Consider the following 16,385-nt stretch of genomic DNA (forward strand, 5'->3'; position numbering starts at 1 on the left):
TTCAAACGACATCGACATGGAAATGTGCGATATGCCGCCCATCCCCACAGCAGCATCGGTCTCATCATGATCCAGCGCGTCTTGCCCTACGAAGGACTCCTCCACGAAGTGGTCGAGCATAATGGCGTGCTCTACATCGGCGGGATCGTCCCCGAGGACACCAGCCTCGATATGTCGGGCCAGGCCAACGACGTCCTCGGGCAGCTGGCGCGCCTGTTGAAGACGCTCGGCTCCGATCTCGCCAACGTCTTGCAGGTGACCATCTTCATGACCAACCTGAAGGAGAAGGCGGAGTTCAATGCGGCCTGGAAGGCGCACTTTGCGGAAGCTCACCTGCCGGCGCGCGCTGCGATCGGCGTGGCCGATCTCGGTCCGGGCGTCAAACTCGAGATGACTGCCATCGCGGCCCGGTAACCCCAGGCTCGAGGCGCTCACTTCCAGGCGATCGTGATCGCACTGATGTTGGAGGCGAGCTCAAGTCCGGCCTTCGGGCCTTGCAGCACGATCGTCACGCCCTTTTCGTTGCGCAGATGGGCGCCGTTGACGCCGCCGACGAGTGCGAAGCCGCCGCCGACGGAGCTATAGCTGCCGACGAAGTCGCCGACATCGCGAATGCCTGATGCCCGGCCATCAAATCTGCCGACGGTCGCACCGGCCGTGATGCCGACGCTCAAGCCGGAGACCTTGAAGGGATAGTTCCGACCACGGTAGTTCAGCACACCACTGCCGGTGCCGCCTCCGACCAGCAGGCCAGCCTTGACGAACCTCACCTGGACATGGCCGCTCGCTTGCGCGAACGACGGCGTGGCCGGCATCGCGAGCAGGAGCACCACGAGCGCCGTAAAGCCGATTGCGATCGCGCGCCGCATGCGTTCCGGTTTATGGCTTCGCGGCATCGACCTTCTTCCAGGTCTGGTCGGGATCGAACAGCGTGGTGCGCTCGGCGATGACCGCCGTGCGGTTGCCGAGGTCCTTCTGGTAGACGGTGCCGGCATGATTGACGAGAAAGGTCATCACGCCGGAATTGCCGTATTCGGCGGGCCAGGCGATCAGTCCGAAGCCCCCGATCATCTTGCCTTTGACGACGTAGTTGAGCGCGCCACCGGGCGCGTCGGAACCCTGGCCTTTCAGTATTCGGAAGTAGTAGCCGTGATAAGGCGCGGGTCCCTCGCCTGTGCCTTGCTTGTAGCCTTCGGCCGAGGCCTCCGCGACCAGCGCGCCGAGCGGGCTCGGATCACTGTCGTCACGCCAGAACAGGCCGTCCTTCTTGCCGGGCGTGGAAAGGAAGCGTTGCGCGTAGACACCGGCGCCCTCGCCGCGATCCTTGTCGGCGTATTCATTCTGGGCATCGACATAGGCGAGCGCGGTCTGGATCGCGTCGAGCTCGTTGCGGCCGATGCGGCGGCGAAGCACCTCGATCCGCCCCTCGTCGGTGTCGAACGCCCAGCCTGTCTTGGTGTTGAGCAGCGGAATCGGGAACGGGAAATCGTCCGGCCCCAGTATCAAGGTCGCGGTCTTGTTGCCCTCCGCCTTGATGCCGTGCTTGGCGTCGTACATCGACGTGAAGCGCTGACGGATGTCGTTGTCGGCGACCTCGTCACCGGACGAGACGATATCCTCGGCGGCCCTGCCGAGCACCTTCAGAATGTCGCCCGGCCCGCTTTTGACTGCGGCCGCGAGCGCGGCGGCCGCATCCTCCGGTGTCTTGTAGGATTGCTGTGCCTGTGCCGCCGAGCCAAGCATGGCGAGCGCCACCACGCCCGCCAGGATCGCGCGATGGAGCGATTTCAGGCCGATCATGGCGTCACCTCCGCAGGGATCTTCGCGCCGTCGGCGAGCCAATCGCGGTAGGTGCGGAATGTCAGGCCAAGCTTTTCATAATAGACGCGCAGATAACCATCGCTGCCGCGCGTCACGGCGTCAGGCATCACCTGCTCCACCTCCTGCGCCATCACGCCGACATAGGCCTTGTCGCTGCCGATGTAGCTGAAGCGATAATAGCCGAGGCCGTTAGAGAGATGGCCGAGCAGCGTGATGTCGTGCTTCAGCGCGATGTCGGAGCGCCGGCCACCGCCGCCACCGCCGCGGCCTCCTCCTCCGCCTCCACCACGGAAGCCGCCACCACCACCACCATGCATGGCCATTCCGCCGCCGCCGCCGCGCCCGGCATAGCCCCCGCCGCCACCACCGCGCGGCATGCTCGCCATGCTGGAGCGTCCGCGCGCCGATGCTGCGGCCGCCGCCCGACCGGAGGAGACGTTCATCGCGCCGCCGCGATTGCCGCCACCGCCACGATTGGCGGCAGCGCCGCCGCCGGCACGGTTGGCAGCCTTTGCACGATCACCACCGCCCTTACCTGCATTCTTGCCTGCATTCTTGGCGCGATCTCCACCACCCTTGGCACGATCTCCCGCGCCAGCGCGATCGCCGCCGCCGGGCCGGTCGCCGCGATTGCCGGCACGATCACCGCGATCACCAGCACGATCTCCTGCACGATCACCCGGACCGCCACGATCACCGGCACGGTCGCCGGCGCGATCTCCCGCCCGATCTCCCGCACCCTGGTTCGGACGCAGCACCTGGTTTCCATCGCGGCCGCGGAAGTCCATCCGGTCCGACGCGCCAGCCCTGATATTGTTGTTCCCGAAGTGCTGCTGAACATTGACGTTGTTGTAGCGCACCCCCTGGCGATGCGCCGGATTGTGCTGCCAGCCGTTGTTGATGTTGGTGGTGCGACGGTTGACGTAGACGTTGCGGTTACCCCAGTTGGCGCCGCCGCCCCAGTAATTGCCCCAGCGCCCGATCGCCCAGGCCGTGCCGAAGGCGAGGCCAGCAGCGACCACGCCAGCACCGATATAGGATGGATAGCCGAAATAATACGGCTGATAGTCCGCATAGGGCCAGGTGCCATAGACCGTCGCCGGATCGTAATAGGGGACGTACATCGTCTCCGGATCGGCCTGCTGGATGACGACGACCTGCCTGCCTTCCTGGCTCTGGACGCTGACCTTCTGCTGCTTGGTGGTGACCAGCTTCTTGTTGTCATAGGCCTTGTTGCGCAGACGCTGGATCGCATCCATCACGTCGGGCTGCTGCGCAAGAAAGGCATCGCCGAGCTTCTGGGTCCAGTCGAGCTTGTCGCTCATCATGGAGAGAACATCGGCCGTGCTTGCGAGCGCCTTGACGCTGTCGTCCCAGCCCTGCTTGTCGACCTCCGCCTTCAGCGCGTCGCCCTTCAGGCTCTTGTGGTCCTTCAGCCAGCGGTCGGCCTGCACCACCTCGAGCGGATAGGTCGAGGCAGCCAGCAGATTGGCAAGCAGCTCATCGGGATAGAGTGCGATCGGCGCGACCAGGGCCTCGAGCTGCTCGGGCTTCAGAACCTCGGCGGCCGGTGCCGGCGGACTTGCCGGCTGCGCCTGCGTGCTCGGGGCCGCCGGCTTGTCGGCGGTCTGAGCAGTCGCGACGACCGGGATCGCAACCACGAGCGCAAGCGCCAACAGGGTCTTGCCGCAGCGAAACATGCCATCCTCCATCGAACTTTCCGACCACCAAGATCGGGCCGCGGTACTGGCGTTTATTGATCAAGATCAACGAAGGACGGCTTCGCCGCCTTGTTGCGGCGCGAGAGCAATGCCGGGCTGCCGGATCGCTCAACGTCCGCGCTAGTGGATGATCGGGAGCCTGATCGTGAACAGCGCGCCGCCCGACGGCTGGTTCTCGGCGGCTATGGTGCCGTGATGGGCCTCGACGATGGTCTTGACGATTGCAAGCCCCATACCCATGCCCTGAGGCTTGGTCGTGAAGAATGGATTGAAGATGTTCGCGAGGTCGCCGACCGCAATGCCCGAACCCGTGTCGGCGATCCGGATCTCGGCGTGGCCCCCGGCGCGCCCGGTCGATACGCTGACCTCGCGCTTCTTCATGTCCGCGTCGGAGACCGCATCCAACGCATTGATTATCAGATTGAGCACGACCTGCTGCAGCTGCACGGGATCGCCCTTGACGTGCAGCTCCGCAGCGGCCGGCGCGTAAGCCAGCGTGATCCGGCGCCCGTCGGCGAGCGCTGTCACCAGACCAATTGCTTCCCGCACCGTGTCGTTCAGTTCGGTGTCCTTGATTTCAAACGGCCGCTTCTTCAGGACGCTGCGAAGCCTGCGGATGACCTCGGACGCCCGCTGATCGTCGCGCCTGATGTCGGCTAGAATCTGGCGGATCTCGTTGATGTCGGGTGAAGTGGCTTTGAGCATGAGCTCCGCCGTCTCGGCATTGGTCAGAATGGACCCGAGCGGCTGGTTCAGCTCGTGGGCAATCGACGTCGTCAACTCGCCGACGGCCGAATAGCGATTGGCGTGGGCGAGTTCGGTCAGGCGCTGTCGCGACTCGATCTCGGCCAATTGACGGCGATGGCGCTCGTGCAGAAGCCCGCCGATGAAGCCGGCCTGTATCAGAATCACGGCCGCGATCAGCAGCATCTGCCAGCTATAGCGATCCCAGAGGGTCGGTTCACGAAACAGGATCTCGCTGCCCGGCGGCAGATTGCTCTCGCTGATCCCCCAGCGCTGCAACTCCCGCCAATCATATTTCGGCGTCCCGAATCCGATCGGCTCGTATTTGATGCGGGCCGGCTTCTCGCCGCCGAGGATACGGATCGCGGCACTGACGGTCTTCGAACTGGTTTCGGCGACGGAGTGCATGGGCCCGCCGACGCTGGCGTCGCCGAAGAAAGGTTCCTGATACGAGAAGATCGGCGCGTTCGCGACAGCATGCAGCCTGTGCAGCGCGATATCGCCCTCGTGGACAATGCCGGCGGCATCGACCAACATCAGCCCCCAGAACAGCGCGGAATGAGGCGGAAGCGCCGATGCGCGCTTCAGGATCTCCTCAAACGGCAGGTCCGAGTACCAGACGAGGTCGAGCCGGCCTTCCAGCGGCTTCAACTCCCGCTTCACCTCCTCAATCCAGAATTTCTCGAGGGGCGAGGCACCGACCACAATGGCAACCGTCTTGGTATCGGGCAAGAGCTTGAGAATGTTCTCGAAGGCCGCCACGAAATCATTGCGGACGGACACGACCACGTCATTGTCGGTGAGATCCAGGCGGTTCACCAGCCGCTGTTCGACCACGGTCAGCACCGTCGGCGCTTCCGGAAAGAGCTTCGCACGGTATCTCTGCACGAACCGCGCCGCGGGTGCACCGATGCTCAGCACGATGTCGGGCGGCTTGCCCTGGTAGAGCGAACCGAGATATTCGACGAAGGGCGCTTCGGGGCCCGCAGTGTTGAAGCGCGCGCTGAGCAACGCGTGCTCCTGGACGTCGAGCGGCCAGGGCGATTGCCGCTCGAGCTCGACCTTGATGCTCCGCGCGTATTCACTCCAGGGGCGAAACTCGCGGCCGAAGGAGTGCAGGATCAGCACGCGCTTTGGCTCGCTGCGCGCAGCCGAGCCGGGCTCAGCGGCTCGCGCGGGCCCGGACAGCATGCACGCGGCGAGCAACAAGCCGAGACCCAACAGCGTGGCAGCAACCAGCCACTGCTTGACCGACGCCATGGTCATGCGCCCGTTCCCCTTCGCCTCAACCGCTCTCCGGCGCCTCCGGACCACAATTCTAGCGGCAAATGGGCCGCTTCGACAGTGCCGAGGACGCAGTCAAGCTGCACGCAGGACGGGGCGAAACGATCCAATCTGGCACGTCAGTGCCCGCTCAGCACCAGCGTCTGGATCGGCAGCAGCAACGCCTGTATGCGCAGCAGCAGGGCATGGACCAGGCCGACGCCGTCGACGACGTGCAGCGCGATCTTCCGGCTGGTCGGCGTGTCCTTGGCGGAAATCTCTTCGTGATTGCTGGTGTAGGCGTTGACGATGCAGCTCGAGCCCGGCGTCACGCCCTCGAGGCCGCCTTTGTAGAGCGGCTCCAGGAACACCAGGATCGTGCCGGGCCGAACGGCGTTCTGCGCTTCCAGCAACTGCTCGCCGGAGCGGAACTGGCCGGTGGCGATGTAGTCCTGCACCGTCGTGATCACCATCGGGATGATGACCCACGGCTTCGAGATGCAGGTCGCCTCCGCCACCATGCCGGTCTTCATCACCTGGGCCTCGATCTGACCGAAGCCGGCCTGAAGGACCGATCGGCCGGCCTCCGTCGGAATCAGGATTCCCGCCGGCCGCATCAACTGGTTGACGACGTCGCCGGGGCGCACAAGGAACTGCTCGACGCGCCCGTCGACGCCGGCGCGGACTAGTGTCTTGTCGAGATCGACCTGGGCCTGATCAAGCGTCGCCTCGGCACTCGCCTTCTGCGCTGGAAGCGAGGTCGAAACCTGCAAGGCCGCCGACTGCCGCGCGGCCGTCGCGGCATCGATGCCGGACTGGCGCTGGTCGACCAGCACCTGGAGCTTTTCGATATCGCGCTGCGGCACGATGCCGGGATTGCGGCGCTGCAGCTCGGTCTTGACGTCGAGCTCGTCCTTGGCCTGCTGGTAATTCGCCTTCGCTTCGCCGATCTGCGCCTCGGCCTTGGCCACGTCAGCTTGTGCCGTCTGCATGGCGGCATCGACTTCGGCAATCTTGCGCCTGGCGGTCTCAAATGCGGCCTGCTGCTTCGAGGCGTCGAGCGTGAACAGCACGTCGCCCTTCTTCACCGGCGCGCTGAAGCCGAACTTGACCTCGGCCACGCGGCCCGAGCCTTCGGGCAAGATCGGCACGGTGCGGAAATAAAGCGTCGCGTTGGATGTCGACGGATGGAAATAGAAGATCATGGTGATCAGCGACACCGTCAGCATCAGGCAGCCGGTAATGCCCCAGCGCAGCTCGTACCAGATGGAGAAGAAGGTGATCTCCTTGCCAAAGCGCTTGCCCTGGACGTAGCGGCGGTAGAGATAGTCGGGCAGGATCGTCAGCAGCGAGCAGAACATCAGCTCAAACATGGCTGTGCTCCTTCTCCTTCGCGGGCCCCGGCTTTTCCGTTGGAGGCGGCGTCTCGCCACCTGTCGGTCGTGGGCTGGCCTGCTTGGCGGCGTCGCTGTCTTCGGGCGTCGCATCCGCGATCTTCTCCACGGAATCGGCGATGCTGCGCAGCGGACCGCCGAAGTCGGGAATGTCGATCATGGCCAGCAGCAGGCCTGCGATCCAGAAGATGTGCATGTGCGTGAAGAGCGAGATCAGGCCGAGCACGGCTACGAATTCGAATTGCAGTTTCTGCGACTTGTGCGCCATTCGCTCAGGCAGGCTGTGCAGTTTCCAATAAAGAGTACCGACCCAGAGCACGGTGCCGATCAGGAAAATTCCCATCACGACCATCAGCGGATCCGCCCCGCTTCCCGGTGCGAGATAGAACGGTAGATGATGCGGGGCCATCGGATGAAGCTGATCGCTCAACGTTCTCTCCTCGTCAGGCGCGTTTCCACTTGAATGCGTCGAATGCAGTGTCGGTATCGGGTGGCGCAATTGCTTGATTTGGATCAACGGGCCTGGAACGGCCCCACCTAGCCTCGCCTGAAAGTTGACGTGCAACAACAGGAGCCGCCTGCCATGCCCGGCATCGATGATCTCATCCCCAGCGCCACGCAGATCCGGAAAGAAGCAGCCCTCAAGGAGGCAGAGAAGGCCGACGAATATGCGCGCCTTGCCGCCGCCGCCGAAGCCGAGAAACACGCCCTCATTGAACGCCTCAGCAAGCCTTCTGGCAAGACCGAGGACGAGAAGATCAAGCTCGCCTCGACGATCATCCAGCGTGCGGTGCGGAACGGCTTGACCGAAGTTCTGGTCTATCGCTTCCCCAACACGCTGTGCACCGACAAGGGTCGCGCCATCAATCAGATGGAAGCGGGCTGGGAGAACACCCTGACCGGGATTCCGAAGGAAATCTTCCAGCTCTGGAGCGATTACCTGAAACCGCGCGGCTATCGCATCGCCTATCAGATCATCGATTTTCCAGGCGGTGTGCCCGGCGACATCGGGGTGACCATTTCCTGGGGTGATTGAGCATGGCCAAGGACGCGCCCGTGGAGCGGATGAAGCGGAAGGACTATGAGAAGGAGCTCGAAAAACTCCAGGTCGAGTTGTGTCACCTTCAGGAATGGGTCAGAGCCCAGAAACTGAAGGTGATCATCATCTTCGAGGGGCGCGACGCGGCCGGTAAGGGCGGGACCATCAAGGCGCTGACCGAAAAGGTGAGCCCGCGCGTGTTCCGTGTCTGCGCCCTGCCCGCGCCCTCCGACCGGCAGAAATCCCAGTTGTTCCTGCAGCGCTATATCGAGCAATTCCCGGCCGGCGGTGAGATCGTGATATTCGACCGCAGCTGGTACAACCGCGCCGGCGTTGAGTACGTCATGGGCTTCTGCTCGCCGACCGAACACAAGCGCTTCCTGGAATTGTGTCCGCTGGTCGAGAAATTCGCCGTGGACGCCGGCATCGTCCTGATCAAGCTCTGGCTCGAGGTCGGGATGGAGGAGCAGGAGCTCCGCTTCAAGGCGCGTATCGAGGATCCGCTGCGGCAGTGGAAGCTGAGCCCGATGGACACCGAGTCGTTCGGGCGCTGGTACGATTACTCGCGCGCGCGTGACACGATGTTCGAGGCGACCGACACGAAGCATGCACCGTGGCGACTGATCCGCTCCGACGACAAGCGGCGAGCGCGGCTCAACGTCATCTCGCACATCCTGAGAACGATCCCTTACAAGAAGGTCAAGCGGGAGAAGGTCAAGCTGCCGCCGCGGTCCGACAAGGGACGTTACAACGACCAGGCGAGCCTGCGCGGCCTGAAGTTCGTCGAGGAACGCTACTGAAACGCGAAACGGGCTGCGATGACGCAGCCCGTTTAGCTTGAGTGCCCTCCCGGGCCTATTTCAGCCGGATCGTGACGCCGCCAACCGCAGCCGATACTTCCGCGCCGACCCTCGGTCCACTGAGCTGAAGGATCACGCCATTGCCGTTCTGCAACTGCACGGCTCCGGCTCCCGCGGCGACGGCGCCGCCGGCTCCGCCCGCCGCGTAAGAGCCTTCGATCGACTGCGGACCCCTCAGATTGAGGGCGCGGCCGACAAACCTGGTCGTCGAAGCTCCGATCGTGAAGCCGACGCTCATGCCTGACACGGTGAAGGGATATTGTTTGCCCCGCAACACCAAAACACCCTCGCCGCCGCCGACGCCGACGATGAAGCCGCCCTTGGTGAAGACGACGGCGACCTGGCCGGTCTCGGCACGTGACGGCGTGCTGAAGCCGGCCGCGGCGGCGAACGAGATGATCAAGGAGGCGGCGATGGCAGATTTCCTCATGACGTTCATTCCCCTTCTTGGTTGTTGCAACGGACTATTGTGCCAGGATCATCGCGAAATAGCCGAACACGGTGAGCAGGATGCCCGATACGGCGTAGGCGACCGGGAAGCCGATCCATGGCACGGAGCTCTGGATTTCGACTGCGGCTTCACGACACGGCCCGGAATGCGACCGGGCGCCGGCAACGCCGCCCATCAGCACCGCCGGATTGATCTTGAAGACGTGGTAACCGATCGCCCAGACGATGAACGGCGGGATCGTGCAAGCGATGAAACCAGCGAGGAAGATCTTCAAGGCGACCGCACCGGTGAGCTGTGCCAGCAGACCAGCGCCGGCATTGACGCCGACGATCGCGACGAAGACCACGAGACCGAGATCCTCCAGCACATTGCGCGCGGCGTTCGGCGTGTTGCCGAAGAAACGCAAGCGCGACACGATCGAGGACACGATGACGCCCGAGAGCAAGAGACCACCGGCGTTGCCGAGGCCGATCTTGGCGCCGAAGGCCGGGAATTCGATCATGCCGATCAGGAAGCCGATGATCATGCCGACCGCCAGCGTCAGCAGGTCGGTCGAGGTGTTGGTGCGCGCGATGCGCCCCCACATCTCGCCGAGATCGTTGACCGCGGACTTCAGACCGACCACGGAGACGATGTCCATCCGCTCCAGCTTGGTCTTGAGACCCGCCGGAATCTGGACACCTCCACGCTCGACCTTGGTCACCTGCAACTGGCCGGCGATTGCGGTGTCGCGGAAGGACTCGAAGGTGCGTCCCACCATGTCCTTGTTGGTGACGAGGATGTCCGCCTGGTCCATGGGGATGCCGAGCGTCTTGGCGTCCGCAACCTCCGGACCGATCAGGCCCATTTTCTCCGTGAGATGCTCGGTCGCACCGCCCAGCGCGACGATGTCGCCCTTTTGCAAGACGAGGTCAGCATCGGCGCCTTGCGGCTCACCGTTCCGCCCGACATTGACGATGCGGTATTCCGGATTCACGGTACGGAATTTTGCGATGCTCATGCCGACCGTCGCGGGATTTTCCAGCCGGTAGGCCCGCAGGGCGAACTGGCGATAACCGGTCAGGCCGCCGCCCTCGAGATCCTTGACACCAAATTCCCGCTCATACTGCTTGGCGGCGGCCGTGGCGTCGACACCCCACCAGCGCGGCAGATATTTGCAGATCAGGATGATGCCGACGGTGCCCCAGATGTAAGTGATGCCGTAGGACAACGCGATCATCCCGGAGGCGTCCTCGGGCTTCATGCCCTCGGGCAGCTTGACGACACCGGAGGTGACGGCCTGCTCGGCCGAACCGATCGCAGCCGACATGGTCTGGGACCCCGCCAGCATGCCACCGGCGGCGCCGATCGGCAGCGCGAACAACTTCGTACAGATGACGACGAGCGCGAGGCCAAGAACACTCGACACCACGGCCAGGATGCAGAATTTCAGCCCGTCGCCCCTCAGGCTGTTGATGAAGGACGGACCGACGCGCAAGCCCACGCCGTACATGAAGAGATAGTAGAACAGGCTCTTGGCGAAATTGTTCAGCTCGAGCTTCACACCATAGGTGGATGCCCAGACCGACAAGCCGGCGCCCACCACGATGGCACCGGCAACCATCCCGAGGCCATAGCCCTTGATGCTGGCTCGCCCGATATAGACGGCAAGACCAACGACGAAGAACAACAGCAGAAACGGATTCTGCTGCAGGAAGGTGAAAAAGCCTTGCATGTTCGTCCCCTTTTTACGAAGCGGCCTTCAGCTTCGGCTGCGCGCCGGGCTTGGGCTTGCCGATCTTCGCCAAGGCTTCGGCGCGCACGAGCTTGAGGCCTTCCTTGGCGTCGTAGCCATGGATCTCCTTCACATCGAGCTTGCGCATGAAGTCGATGGTCTCCTGGGTGATGACTTGACCCGGCACCATGATCGGGAAGCCCGGCGGATAGGGAATCACGAAGCTGGCGGAGACGAGGTCGGGGCCGGCTTTCAGGCGGCGGTCGATCTCGGGATCGGCGAGCCTGATATATTCGCATCCCGCCGCGTCGTAGGCCGCGTAGAATCCGCTGCGGATGTCACCCTCATTGGTCTTGCTGCCGGCATCGCCACGGAAGCTCTGGTGGAAGTGCGAGAAATTCGGCAAATCAGGCACGTCGGTCATCAGGCTCTTCACCCGTGCCTCGAAGGTCTTCTTCGCATTGGCACCGCCTCGGGCGAGGCCGCGATCCACCTCGCCCGCAATCTCGGCCAAAACCCTGACAAGATGCGCCACGTCGCTGCGGGTGTTGTTGATGTTGGACTGGAGCAGCACCGAATTGCGCGAGGTCTTGTTGACCTGGATGTTGTAGTCGTTCGCCAGGATGCCCTTGAACTGGGTGCCGTCGTAACCGGCGGTGCCGCACACCAGTGTCATGCGGGTCGGATCGAGACAGAACTCATCCTCGTCCAGGCTCTTCAGAGCGCTCGCCCAGTTCGCGCCGACGGCCAGATAATCGGTGAAGCCGCTCTGGCGATATTGCGCCGGCACCATGGCGTCGGCGCCGAGAATGCGGAAATATTTCGAGAGCAGCGGATTGGTGTTGACGGCGTGACGGATGGCGAGCGCGATCTCGATCGCATTGGCCACCAGACCATACCCTTCCAGCTCCATCTGGCGCCGCGAGACGTCGAGGCTCGCGATCAACTGCTGGTTCGGACTCGTGGAGGCATGGGTAAAGACGGCCTCCTTGAACTGCTGCTCGACCGTGTGGAATTCGACGTCCTTGACCGAGAGCATCGAGCCCTGACGGATCGCCGACATCGACTTGTGGGTCGAATTGGTCTGATACACGCGCAAGCGGATCTGGCGCGGATCGGGGATCAGCCGGGTCTTGAGCAGCACCTCGTTCGATGGATTCTTACCGAGCGTGGCTTGTTGGGCTTCATAAGCTGCGACCGATCTCGGATCGCGCATCCAGGCCTCGATCTCATTGGCGGCGCCCATCGCGGTGCGCCGCCGCAGGAACGGCGAGAAGCGCGCAAAGCCGAACCAGGCCTCGTCCCACAGGAAGATCAGATCGGGCTTGATCGCGAGGCACTCCTCCATCACCCGGCGGGTGTTGTAGATGTGGCCGTCGAAGGTGCAGTTGGTCAGGTCCAGCAGCTTGACGCGATCGAGCCGGCCATCGGCCTTGGCGTTCAGCAAGGCCTGCTTGATGGTCTTCAGCGGCACGGCGCCGTACATCGAATATTCCGTCATCGGGAAGGCTTCGACATAGAGCGGCTGCGCGCCGGCCAGCACCATGCCGTAATGATGCGACTTGTGACAATTGCGGTCGACGATCGCGATGTCGCCCGGCGCGAGCAGCGCCTGCACCGCCATCTTGTTCGAGGTGGAGGTTCCGTTGGTGACGAAGAAGACGCGATCGGCGCCAAGCGCGCGTGCTGCCTTGTCCTGCGCCTTCTTGATGTTGCCGGTCGGCTCCAGCAGACTATCCAGGCCGCCGGTGGTCGCGCTGCTTTCGGCCAGGAACAGGTTCAGGCCGTAGAACTCGCCCATGTCGCGGATCCAGTCCGACTTGAAGACCGATTTGCCGCGCGCGATCGGCAGCGCATGGAACGTTCCGATCGGACGCTGTGCATATTTCTTCAGATTGTCGAAGAACGGCGTGTCGTAGCGATCCTGCACCCCTTCCAGGATCGAGAGATGCAGCTCGAGCAGTTCCTCGACCGAATAGAAGATGCGGCGGACGACATCGGCCTCGGGATTTCCGGCCATCGCCTCAACGTCGCGATTGGACATCAAATAGAGGTCGAGCTCGGGGCGGACCCGCTTGATGACGTGGGCAAGCCGTAGCGCCGAAGCATCGGCCTCGTCGTTCAATCCGGCCGCCGAGGTCATCGTGCGGAGCACCGGCGCGTCATGGCGTGAGCGCAGCGAAAAGCCCTCATTGATGACGACGGCTGCGAGATTGGGATTCAGGATGGCGGCGCAGAACGCGTCTTCGAGGCTGCCGACGATAACGGGCTCATAGACGAATGGATCCACCGGCCGCCGCAGCTTGCGCCATTCGTTGGCGAGCGCGGGCCAGTTGCCGGACGAGAGGCCGGTGACGATCAGTGTCTCGAAATAGGGACGGCGCGCACCATGCTGCCCGGACATTTGGGGCACCAGATCGGGGGTGTCACCGTTGCCGTCGTCATTGGCGCTCCCGTCACCGGCATGTTGGCGAAACGACCTCGTCGTCAAGGCCTGCATCATCCGTGTCGCAAGGGCGAGTGAGCCCGCCGCATCGCCGGCCGCGGCCGCGTCCCGCAGCACCGCCATGAGGTGAAGGCCGGGATAGCCGTGAAATTCCTCCGTTATGGAGAGATCGGCCAGCGCAGCGTCATATTTCGCGCGATCCCCGCCACGCACCCACGCCTTTGCGGCCTCCACCAGATCGCGCCAGTTGTCCGCCCGTCCGCCGGGCCCGGAGAAGAACTGATCGATGCGCTTTTGCGCGGGCTTGGCTTCTTTGGACATGCGGCTCTCCCGATCCCATAGGCAAAGGTGATGCGGGATCGTGAGTGCGGGGCCGGTCGCTCCATTGATCCAAGTCAACGGTCGCGCATTCTGATCGACCGGACGGACAGGACGATGCGCTCTGCATCGCAATACCGGGGCGTCAGACCGTTCGTTGAGCGGTGTTGGCTGGATCGTCGCCCAGGACGCTGTCGAGCGACCGCAGCCACTGGCCGCTGTCGGTTTTCTCCGCCAGCCCTTCGGCGCGCAGCAGGTCGCGCAGCTGCGCATGCGCGCCGACGATGCAGAAGATGACTTCGCGGGCGGCCAGTTCGTCATAGAGCTCGTGCAGCATGCGCGCGCCGGCCAGATCGATATAAGGCGAGGCCGAAAGATCGCAGGCCACCAGCCGGATGCCTGGCGACCTCCGGAGCGCGATCAGGACCGTCTCCAGGATCGTCTCGGCATTGATGTAGAGCAGCGATGCCTCGGGGCGGAATGCGATGACACCAGCCAGCGGCTCGACGTCCTCGTGCCTGGCGCTGTCGGAATAGCGGCCGCTGCCGGGCAATCGGCCAAGGAACGCGACATTCGGCCGCGAGGCGCGCGCCAGCAGCAGGAAGATCGACGCAATCGCTGCCAGCAGGACGCCCTGGAGAATGCCAAGCAGCAGCACCGATACCAAGGCAATCGCCGCCGCGTAGAAGTCGATCCGGCTGACCCGCCACATCCGCAGCAGCGCACGCACGTCCACGAGCTTATAGACCGCGGCAAAGACGATGGCTGCGAGCACCGCCTTGGGCAGGTTGGTCAAGAGACCGGTAAAGAACAGAAGGCACAGCCCGAGCGTCACGGAGCAAATCACCAGCGCCAGCGGCGTCCGTGCACCGGCGCTGTCGTTGACGGCCGATTGCGACAGGCCGCCTGCGACGGGATAGCCATGGCCAAAGGCGGCCGCGAGGTTCGCGGCGCCAAGACCCAAAAACTCCTGCCGCACGTCGAGGGGATAGCCGTGCCTGGCGGCAAAGCTGCGGGCGGCCGAAACCCCTTCGATGTAGGCGAGCAGGACGCATCCGGCGGCGAGCGGGAAGAGATCGTCGAACTCTAGCAGCCCGAATGTCGGCAGCCCCGGTGTCGGCAACCCTTCCGGTATCTTCCCGGTGACGGGCACACCGAGGGCCGGAAGGCCGAACAGCGTCGCCACCACGATCGCAAGCGCCACGATCGTGATGCCGACCGGTTTGCCCGGCAGAAACCGTTCGCCAAGCAGGAGCAGCAGCAGCGCAACTGCGCCGATCCCCAGCACGAGGACATCGACATGCCCAAGTTGCCCTGCCAGCTTGATCGCGCGGTCGAAAAAGTTGTGGCCGCCGCCGGCGACCCCGAACAGGCTCGGCAACTGGCTCATGATGATGGTGAGCCCGGCACCAGCCTTGAAGCCAACCAGAATGCTGTCGCTGACAAGGCGGACGAGCACGCTGAGCTTGAACAGCCAGGCGATGAAGCACAGCACCGCCACCGCGAAGGCCGCCAGGCTTGCGATCTGCGCATAGCGCATCGCATCCCCGCCGGCCAGCGCGCCGACGGTACCGGCGATCATCAGCGAGATCGCCGAAGTCGGGCCGATCGCGAGCTGGCGTGACGACCCGAGCAGAGCGTAGCCGATGCCGCCGAGCATGTAGCCGTAGACACCGACCTGCGGTGCGAGACCGGCGAGCGCCGCATAAGCCAGCGAGACCGGGATGGCGTAAGCGGCGAGCGTCACACCGGCGACGGCGTCGAAGGGCAACCATTCGCGCCGGTAGCCGGCAAGCCAGGAGGCCGGAGGAAAGAACCGGGTCCATCCGGGTTCGGACGGCGCGCTCACCGCACCACCTCCTGATGCGGCACCTCGCACCGCAACAGCACGATCAGCAGCACGATCACGGGAACGCCGAGCGCGAGATCCGGGATGCCTTTGGTGGCAAGGGCCCCGACAGCGGCGCCAAGGCCGAACACCGCGCACAGGCCGACGAAGATGCCCGAACGGCGCAGCGTTCGCGGCGGCGCGCCTCCGGACGCAGCCGCGAAAATGTTTTCGATCGCCTGGCGCATGTTGCCGGTGATCATCACCGTGCTACAGACCACACCCTCGACCTTTGTGAAGATCGCGGTCTGCATCGCGGCAACGAGCGAAATGCCGAGCGTACCGGCGATATCCGGCAGCCGATTGTGCAGAATGCCGATCGCGATCAGGAGCAGAATCTCGATCAGCGTGCTGATCGCGCTGGCCCGTTCGCCGGCAGCGCGGCGCAGCCAGGCGGCGATCACGATGCCGACCGCAAAGGCCAGCATCGGCGGCACGAAGTGAAACGCCATCGCCCAGTTTCCGGCGGTCGCATAGACCCAGAGAAAGATCAGGTTGGCGGTCTGGGCATTGGCCATCACGCCGTGGATGATCCAGGTATAGGCATCGATATAGCCGCCGGCGAAGGCCAGCAGGAGGACGATCTCGACCGTCTCATCGCGGCGTACCGCATCGGCTACGACATCCAGAGTGCTCATGCTGACAATGCGGGCCGTCGCAGGTTCTGCATGCGCGCATAGGCGGCGCCCTGCCGCCGGCAAGGCTTGATCTGGATCAAGCAATCTC

14 protein-coding genes are annotated in these 16,385 nt (G+C 63.9%); 3 read left to right on the forward strand and 11 right to left on the reverse strand.

Annotated elements, in window-relative coordinates; all coding sequences use genetic code 11:
- Positions 1-66: 66 nt before the first annotated feature.
- Positions 67-414: a RidA family protein gene (locus IVB46_RS37455; protein ID WP_039157651.1), complete on the forward strand. Its 348-nt coding sequence runs from the start codon at positions 67-69 to the stop codon at positions 412-414.
- A gap of 17 nt (positions 415-431) precedes the next feature.
- Here IVB46_RS37455 and IVB46_RS37460 read toward each other — a convergent pair whose 3' ends face one another.
- The 6 genes from IVB46_RS37460 to IVB46_RS37485 form a co-directional block, all read right to left on the reverse strand.
- Positions 432-896 carry a hypothetical protein gene (locus IVB46_RS37460; RefSeq protein ID WP_247303611.1) on the reverse strand — a complete coding sequence of 155 codons (465 nt, stop codon included), beginning with the start codon at positions 894-896 and terminating at the stop codon, positions 432-434.
- Entirely contained in the window at positions 880-1,800 is a 921-nt protein-coding gene (locus IVB46_RS37465) for a DUF2950 domain-containing protein (RefSeq protein WP_247303613.1), read from the reverse strand. The genes IVB46_RS37460 and IVB46_RS37465 overlap by 17 nt, the downstream gene beginning before the upstream one ends.
- Positions 1,797-3,521, reverse strand: coding sequence for a DUF3300 domain-containing protein (locus tag IVB46_RS37470; protein WP_166353315.1), 1,725 nt, complete (start codon positions 3,519-3,521; stop codon positions 1,797-1,799). Before IVB46_RS37470 ends, IVB46_RS37465 begins: the two co-directional genes overlap by 4 nt.
- A gap of 141 nt (positions 3,522-3,662) precedes the next feature.
- Positions 3,663-5,552, reverse strand: a complete 1,890-nt coding sequence (locus IVB46_RS37475; RefSeq protein WP_247303615.1) for an ATP-binding protein — start codon at positions 5,550-5,552, stop codon at positions 3,663-3,665.
- A 137-nt stretch (positions 5,553-5,689) separates the two neighbouring features.
- The gene (locus IVB46_RS37480; RefSeq protein ID WP_208087983.1) at positions 5,690-6,922 is read right to left on the reverse strand and encodes a biotin/lipoyl-binding protein; all 1,233 of its coding nucleotides are present in this window, start codon (positions 6,920-6,922) and stop codon (positions 5,690-5,692) included.
- Entirely contained in the window at positions 6,915-7,352 is a 438-nt protein-coding gene (locus tag IVB46_RS37485; RefSeq protein WP_247304745.1) for a hypothetical protein, read from the reverse strand. Before IVB46_RS37485 ends, IVB46_RS37480 begins: the two co-directional genes overlap by 8 nt.
- Positions 7,353-7,526: 174 nt before the next feature.
- Between IVB46_RS37485 and IVB46_RS37490 the strand changes: the two genes are divergently transcribed.
- Together IVB46_RS37490 and ppk2 are read left to right on the forward strand one after the other, a co-directional pair.
- Positions 7,527-7,979: a hypothetical protein gene (locus tag IVB46_RS37490; RefSeq protein WP_166343343.1), complete on the forward strand. Its 453-nt coding sequence runs from the start codon at positions 7,527-7,529 to the stop codon at positions 7,977-7,979.
- 2 nt (positions 7,980-7,981) lie between these two features.
- Positions 7,982-8,782, forward strand: coding sequence for a polyphosphate kinase 2 (gene ppk2 / locus IVB46_RS37495; RefSeq protein ID WP_071911459.1), 801 nt, complete (start codon positions 7,982-7,984; stop codon positions 8,780-8,782).
- A gap of 55 nt (positions 8,783-8,837) precedes the next feature.
- Here the strand turns inward: ppk2 and IVB46_RS37500 are convergent, their stop codons facing one another.
- The 5 genes from IVB46_RS37500 to IVB46_RS37520 form a co-directional block, all read right to left on the reverse strand.
- Positions 8,838-9,272, reverse strand: coding sequence for a hypothetical protein (locus tag IVB46_RS37500; RefSeq protein ID WP_208087984.1), 435 nt, complete (start codon positions 9,270-9,272; stop codon positions 8,838-8,840).
- 34 nt (positions 9,273-9,306) lie between these two features.
- Positions 9,307-11,007 carry a transporter gene (locus tag IVB46_RS37505; RefSeq protein ID WP_247303618.1) on the reverse strand — a complete coding sequence of 567 codons (1,701 nt, stop codon included), beginning with the start codon at positions 11,005-11,007 and terminating at the stop codon, positions 9,307-9,309.
- Positions 11,008-11,020: 13 nt separating this feature from the next.
- Positions 11,021-13,774, reverse strand: a complete 2,754-nt coding sequence (locus IVB46_RS37510; RefSeq protein WP_247344829.1) for a decarboxylase — start codon at positions 13,772-13,774, stop codon at positions 11,021-11,023.
- 142 nt (positions 13,775-13,916) lie between these two features.
- Entirely contained in the window at positions 13,917-15,620 is a 1,704-nt protein-coding gene (locus tag IVB46_RS37515) for a SulP family inorganic anion transporter (RefSeq protein WP_247303620.1), read from the reverse strand.
- Positions 15,617-16,297, reverse strand: a complete 681-nt coding sequence (locus IVB46_RS37520) for a YoaK family protein (protein WP_247303621.1) — start codon at positions 16,295-16,297, stop codon at positions 15,617-15,619. Before IVB46_RS37520 ends, IVB46_RS37515 begins: the two co-directional genes overlap by 4 nt.
- Between the last annotated feature and the right edge of the window lie 88 nt (positions 16,298-16,385).

Source organism: Bradyrhizobium sp. 61, assembly GCF_023073075.1.
Classification (GTDB): Bacteria; Pseudomonadota; Alphaproteobacteria; order Rhizobiales; family Xanthobacteraceae; genus Bradyrhizobium; species Bradyrhizobium barranii.

What these genes read in the sequence shown, in the direction of transcription:
- IVB46_RS37455 (WP_039157651.1), top strand. Translation starts at nt 67, where the DNA reads ATGATCCAGCGCGTCTTGCCCTACGAAGGACTCCTCCACGAAGTGGTC.
- IVB46_RS37460 (WP_247303611.1), bottom strand. Translation starts at nt 896, where the DNA reads ATGCCGCGAAGCCATAAACCGGAACGCATGCGGCGCGCGATCGCAATC.
- IVB46_RS37465 (WP_247303613.1), bottom strand. Translation starts at nt 1,800, where the DNA reads ATGATCGGCCTGAAATCGCTCCATCGCGCGATCCTGGCGGGCGTGGTG.
- IVB46_RS37470 (WP_166353315.1), bottom strand. Translation starts at nt 3,521, where the DNA reads ATGTTTCGCTGCGGCAAGACCCTGTTGGCGCTTGCGCTCGTGGTTGCG.
- IVB46_RS37475 (WP_247303615.1), bottom strand. Translation starts at nt 5,552, where the DNA reads ATGACCATGGCGTCGGTCAAGCAGTGGCTGGTTGCTGCCACGCTGTTG.
- IVB46_RS37480 (WP_208087983.1), bottom strand. Translation starts at nt 6,922, where the DNA reads ATGTTTGAGCTGATGTTCTGCTCGCTGCTGACGATCCTGCCCGACTAT.
- IVB46_RS37485 (WP_247304745.1), bottom strand. Translation starts at nt 7,352, where the DNA reads ATGGCCCCGCATCATCTACCGTTCTATCTCGCACCGGGAAGCGGGGCG.
- IVB46_RS37490 (WP_166343343.1), top strand. Translation starts at nt 7,527, where the DNA reads ATGCCCGGCATCGATGATCTCATCCCCAGCGCCACGCAGATCCGGAAA.
- ppk2 (WP_071911459.1), top strand. Translation starts at nt 7,982, where the DNA reads ATGGCCAAGGACGCGCCCGTGGAGCGGATGAAGCGGAAGGACTATGAG.
- IVB46_RS37500 (WP_208087984.1), bottom strand. Translation starts at nt 9,272, where the DNA reads ATGAGGAAATCTGCCATCGCCGCCTCCTTGATCATCTCGTTCGCCGCC.
- IVB46_RS37505 (WP_247303618.1), bottom strand. Translation starts at nt 11,007, where the DNA reads ATGCAAGGCTTTTTCACCTTCCTGCAGCAGAATCCGTTTCTGCTGTTG.
- IVB46_RS37510 (WP_247344829.1), bottom strand. Translation starts at nt 13,774, where the DNA reads ATGTCCAAAGAAGCCAAGCCCGCGCAAAAGCGCATCGATCAGTTCTTC.
- IVB46_RS37520 (WP_247303621.1), bottom strand. Translation starts at nt 16,297, where the DNA reads ATGAGCACTCTGGATGTCGTAGCCGATGCGGTACGCCGCGATGAGACG.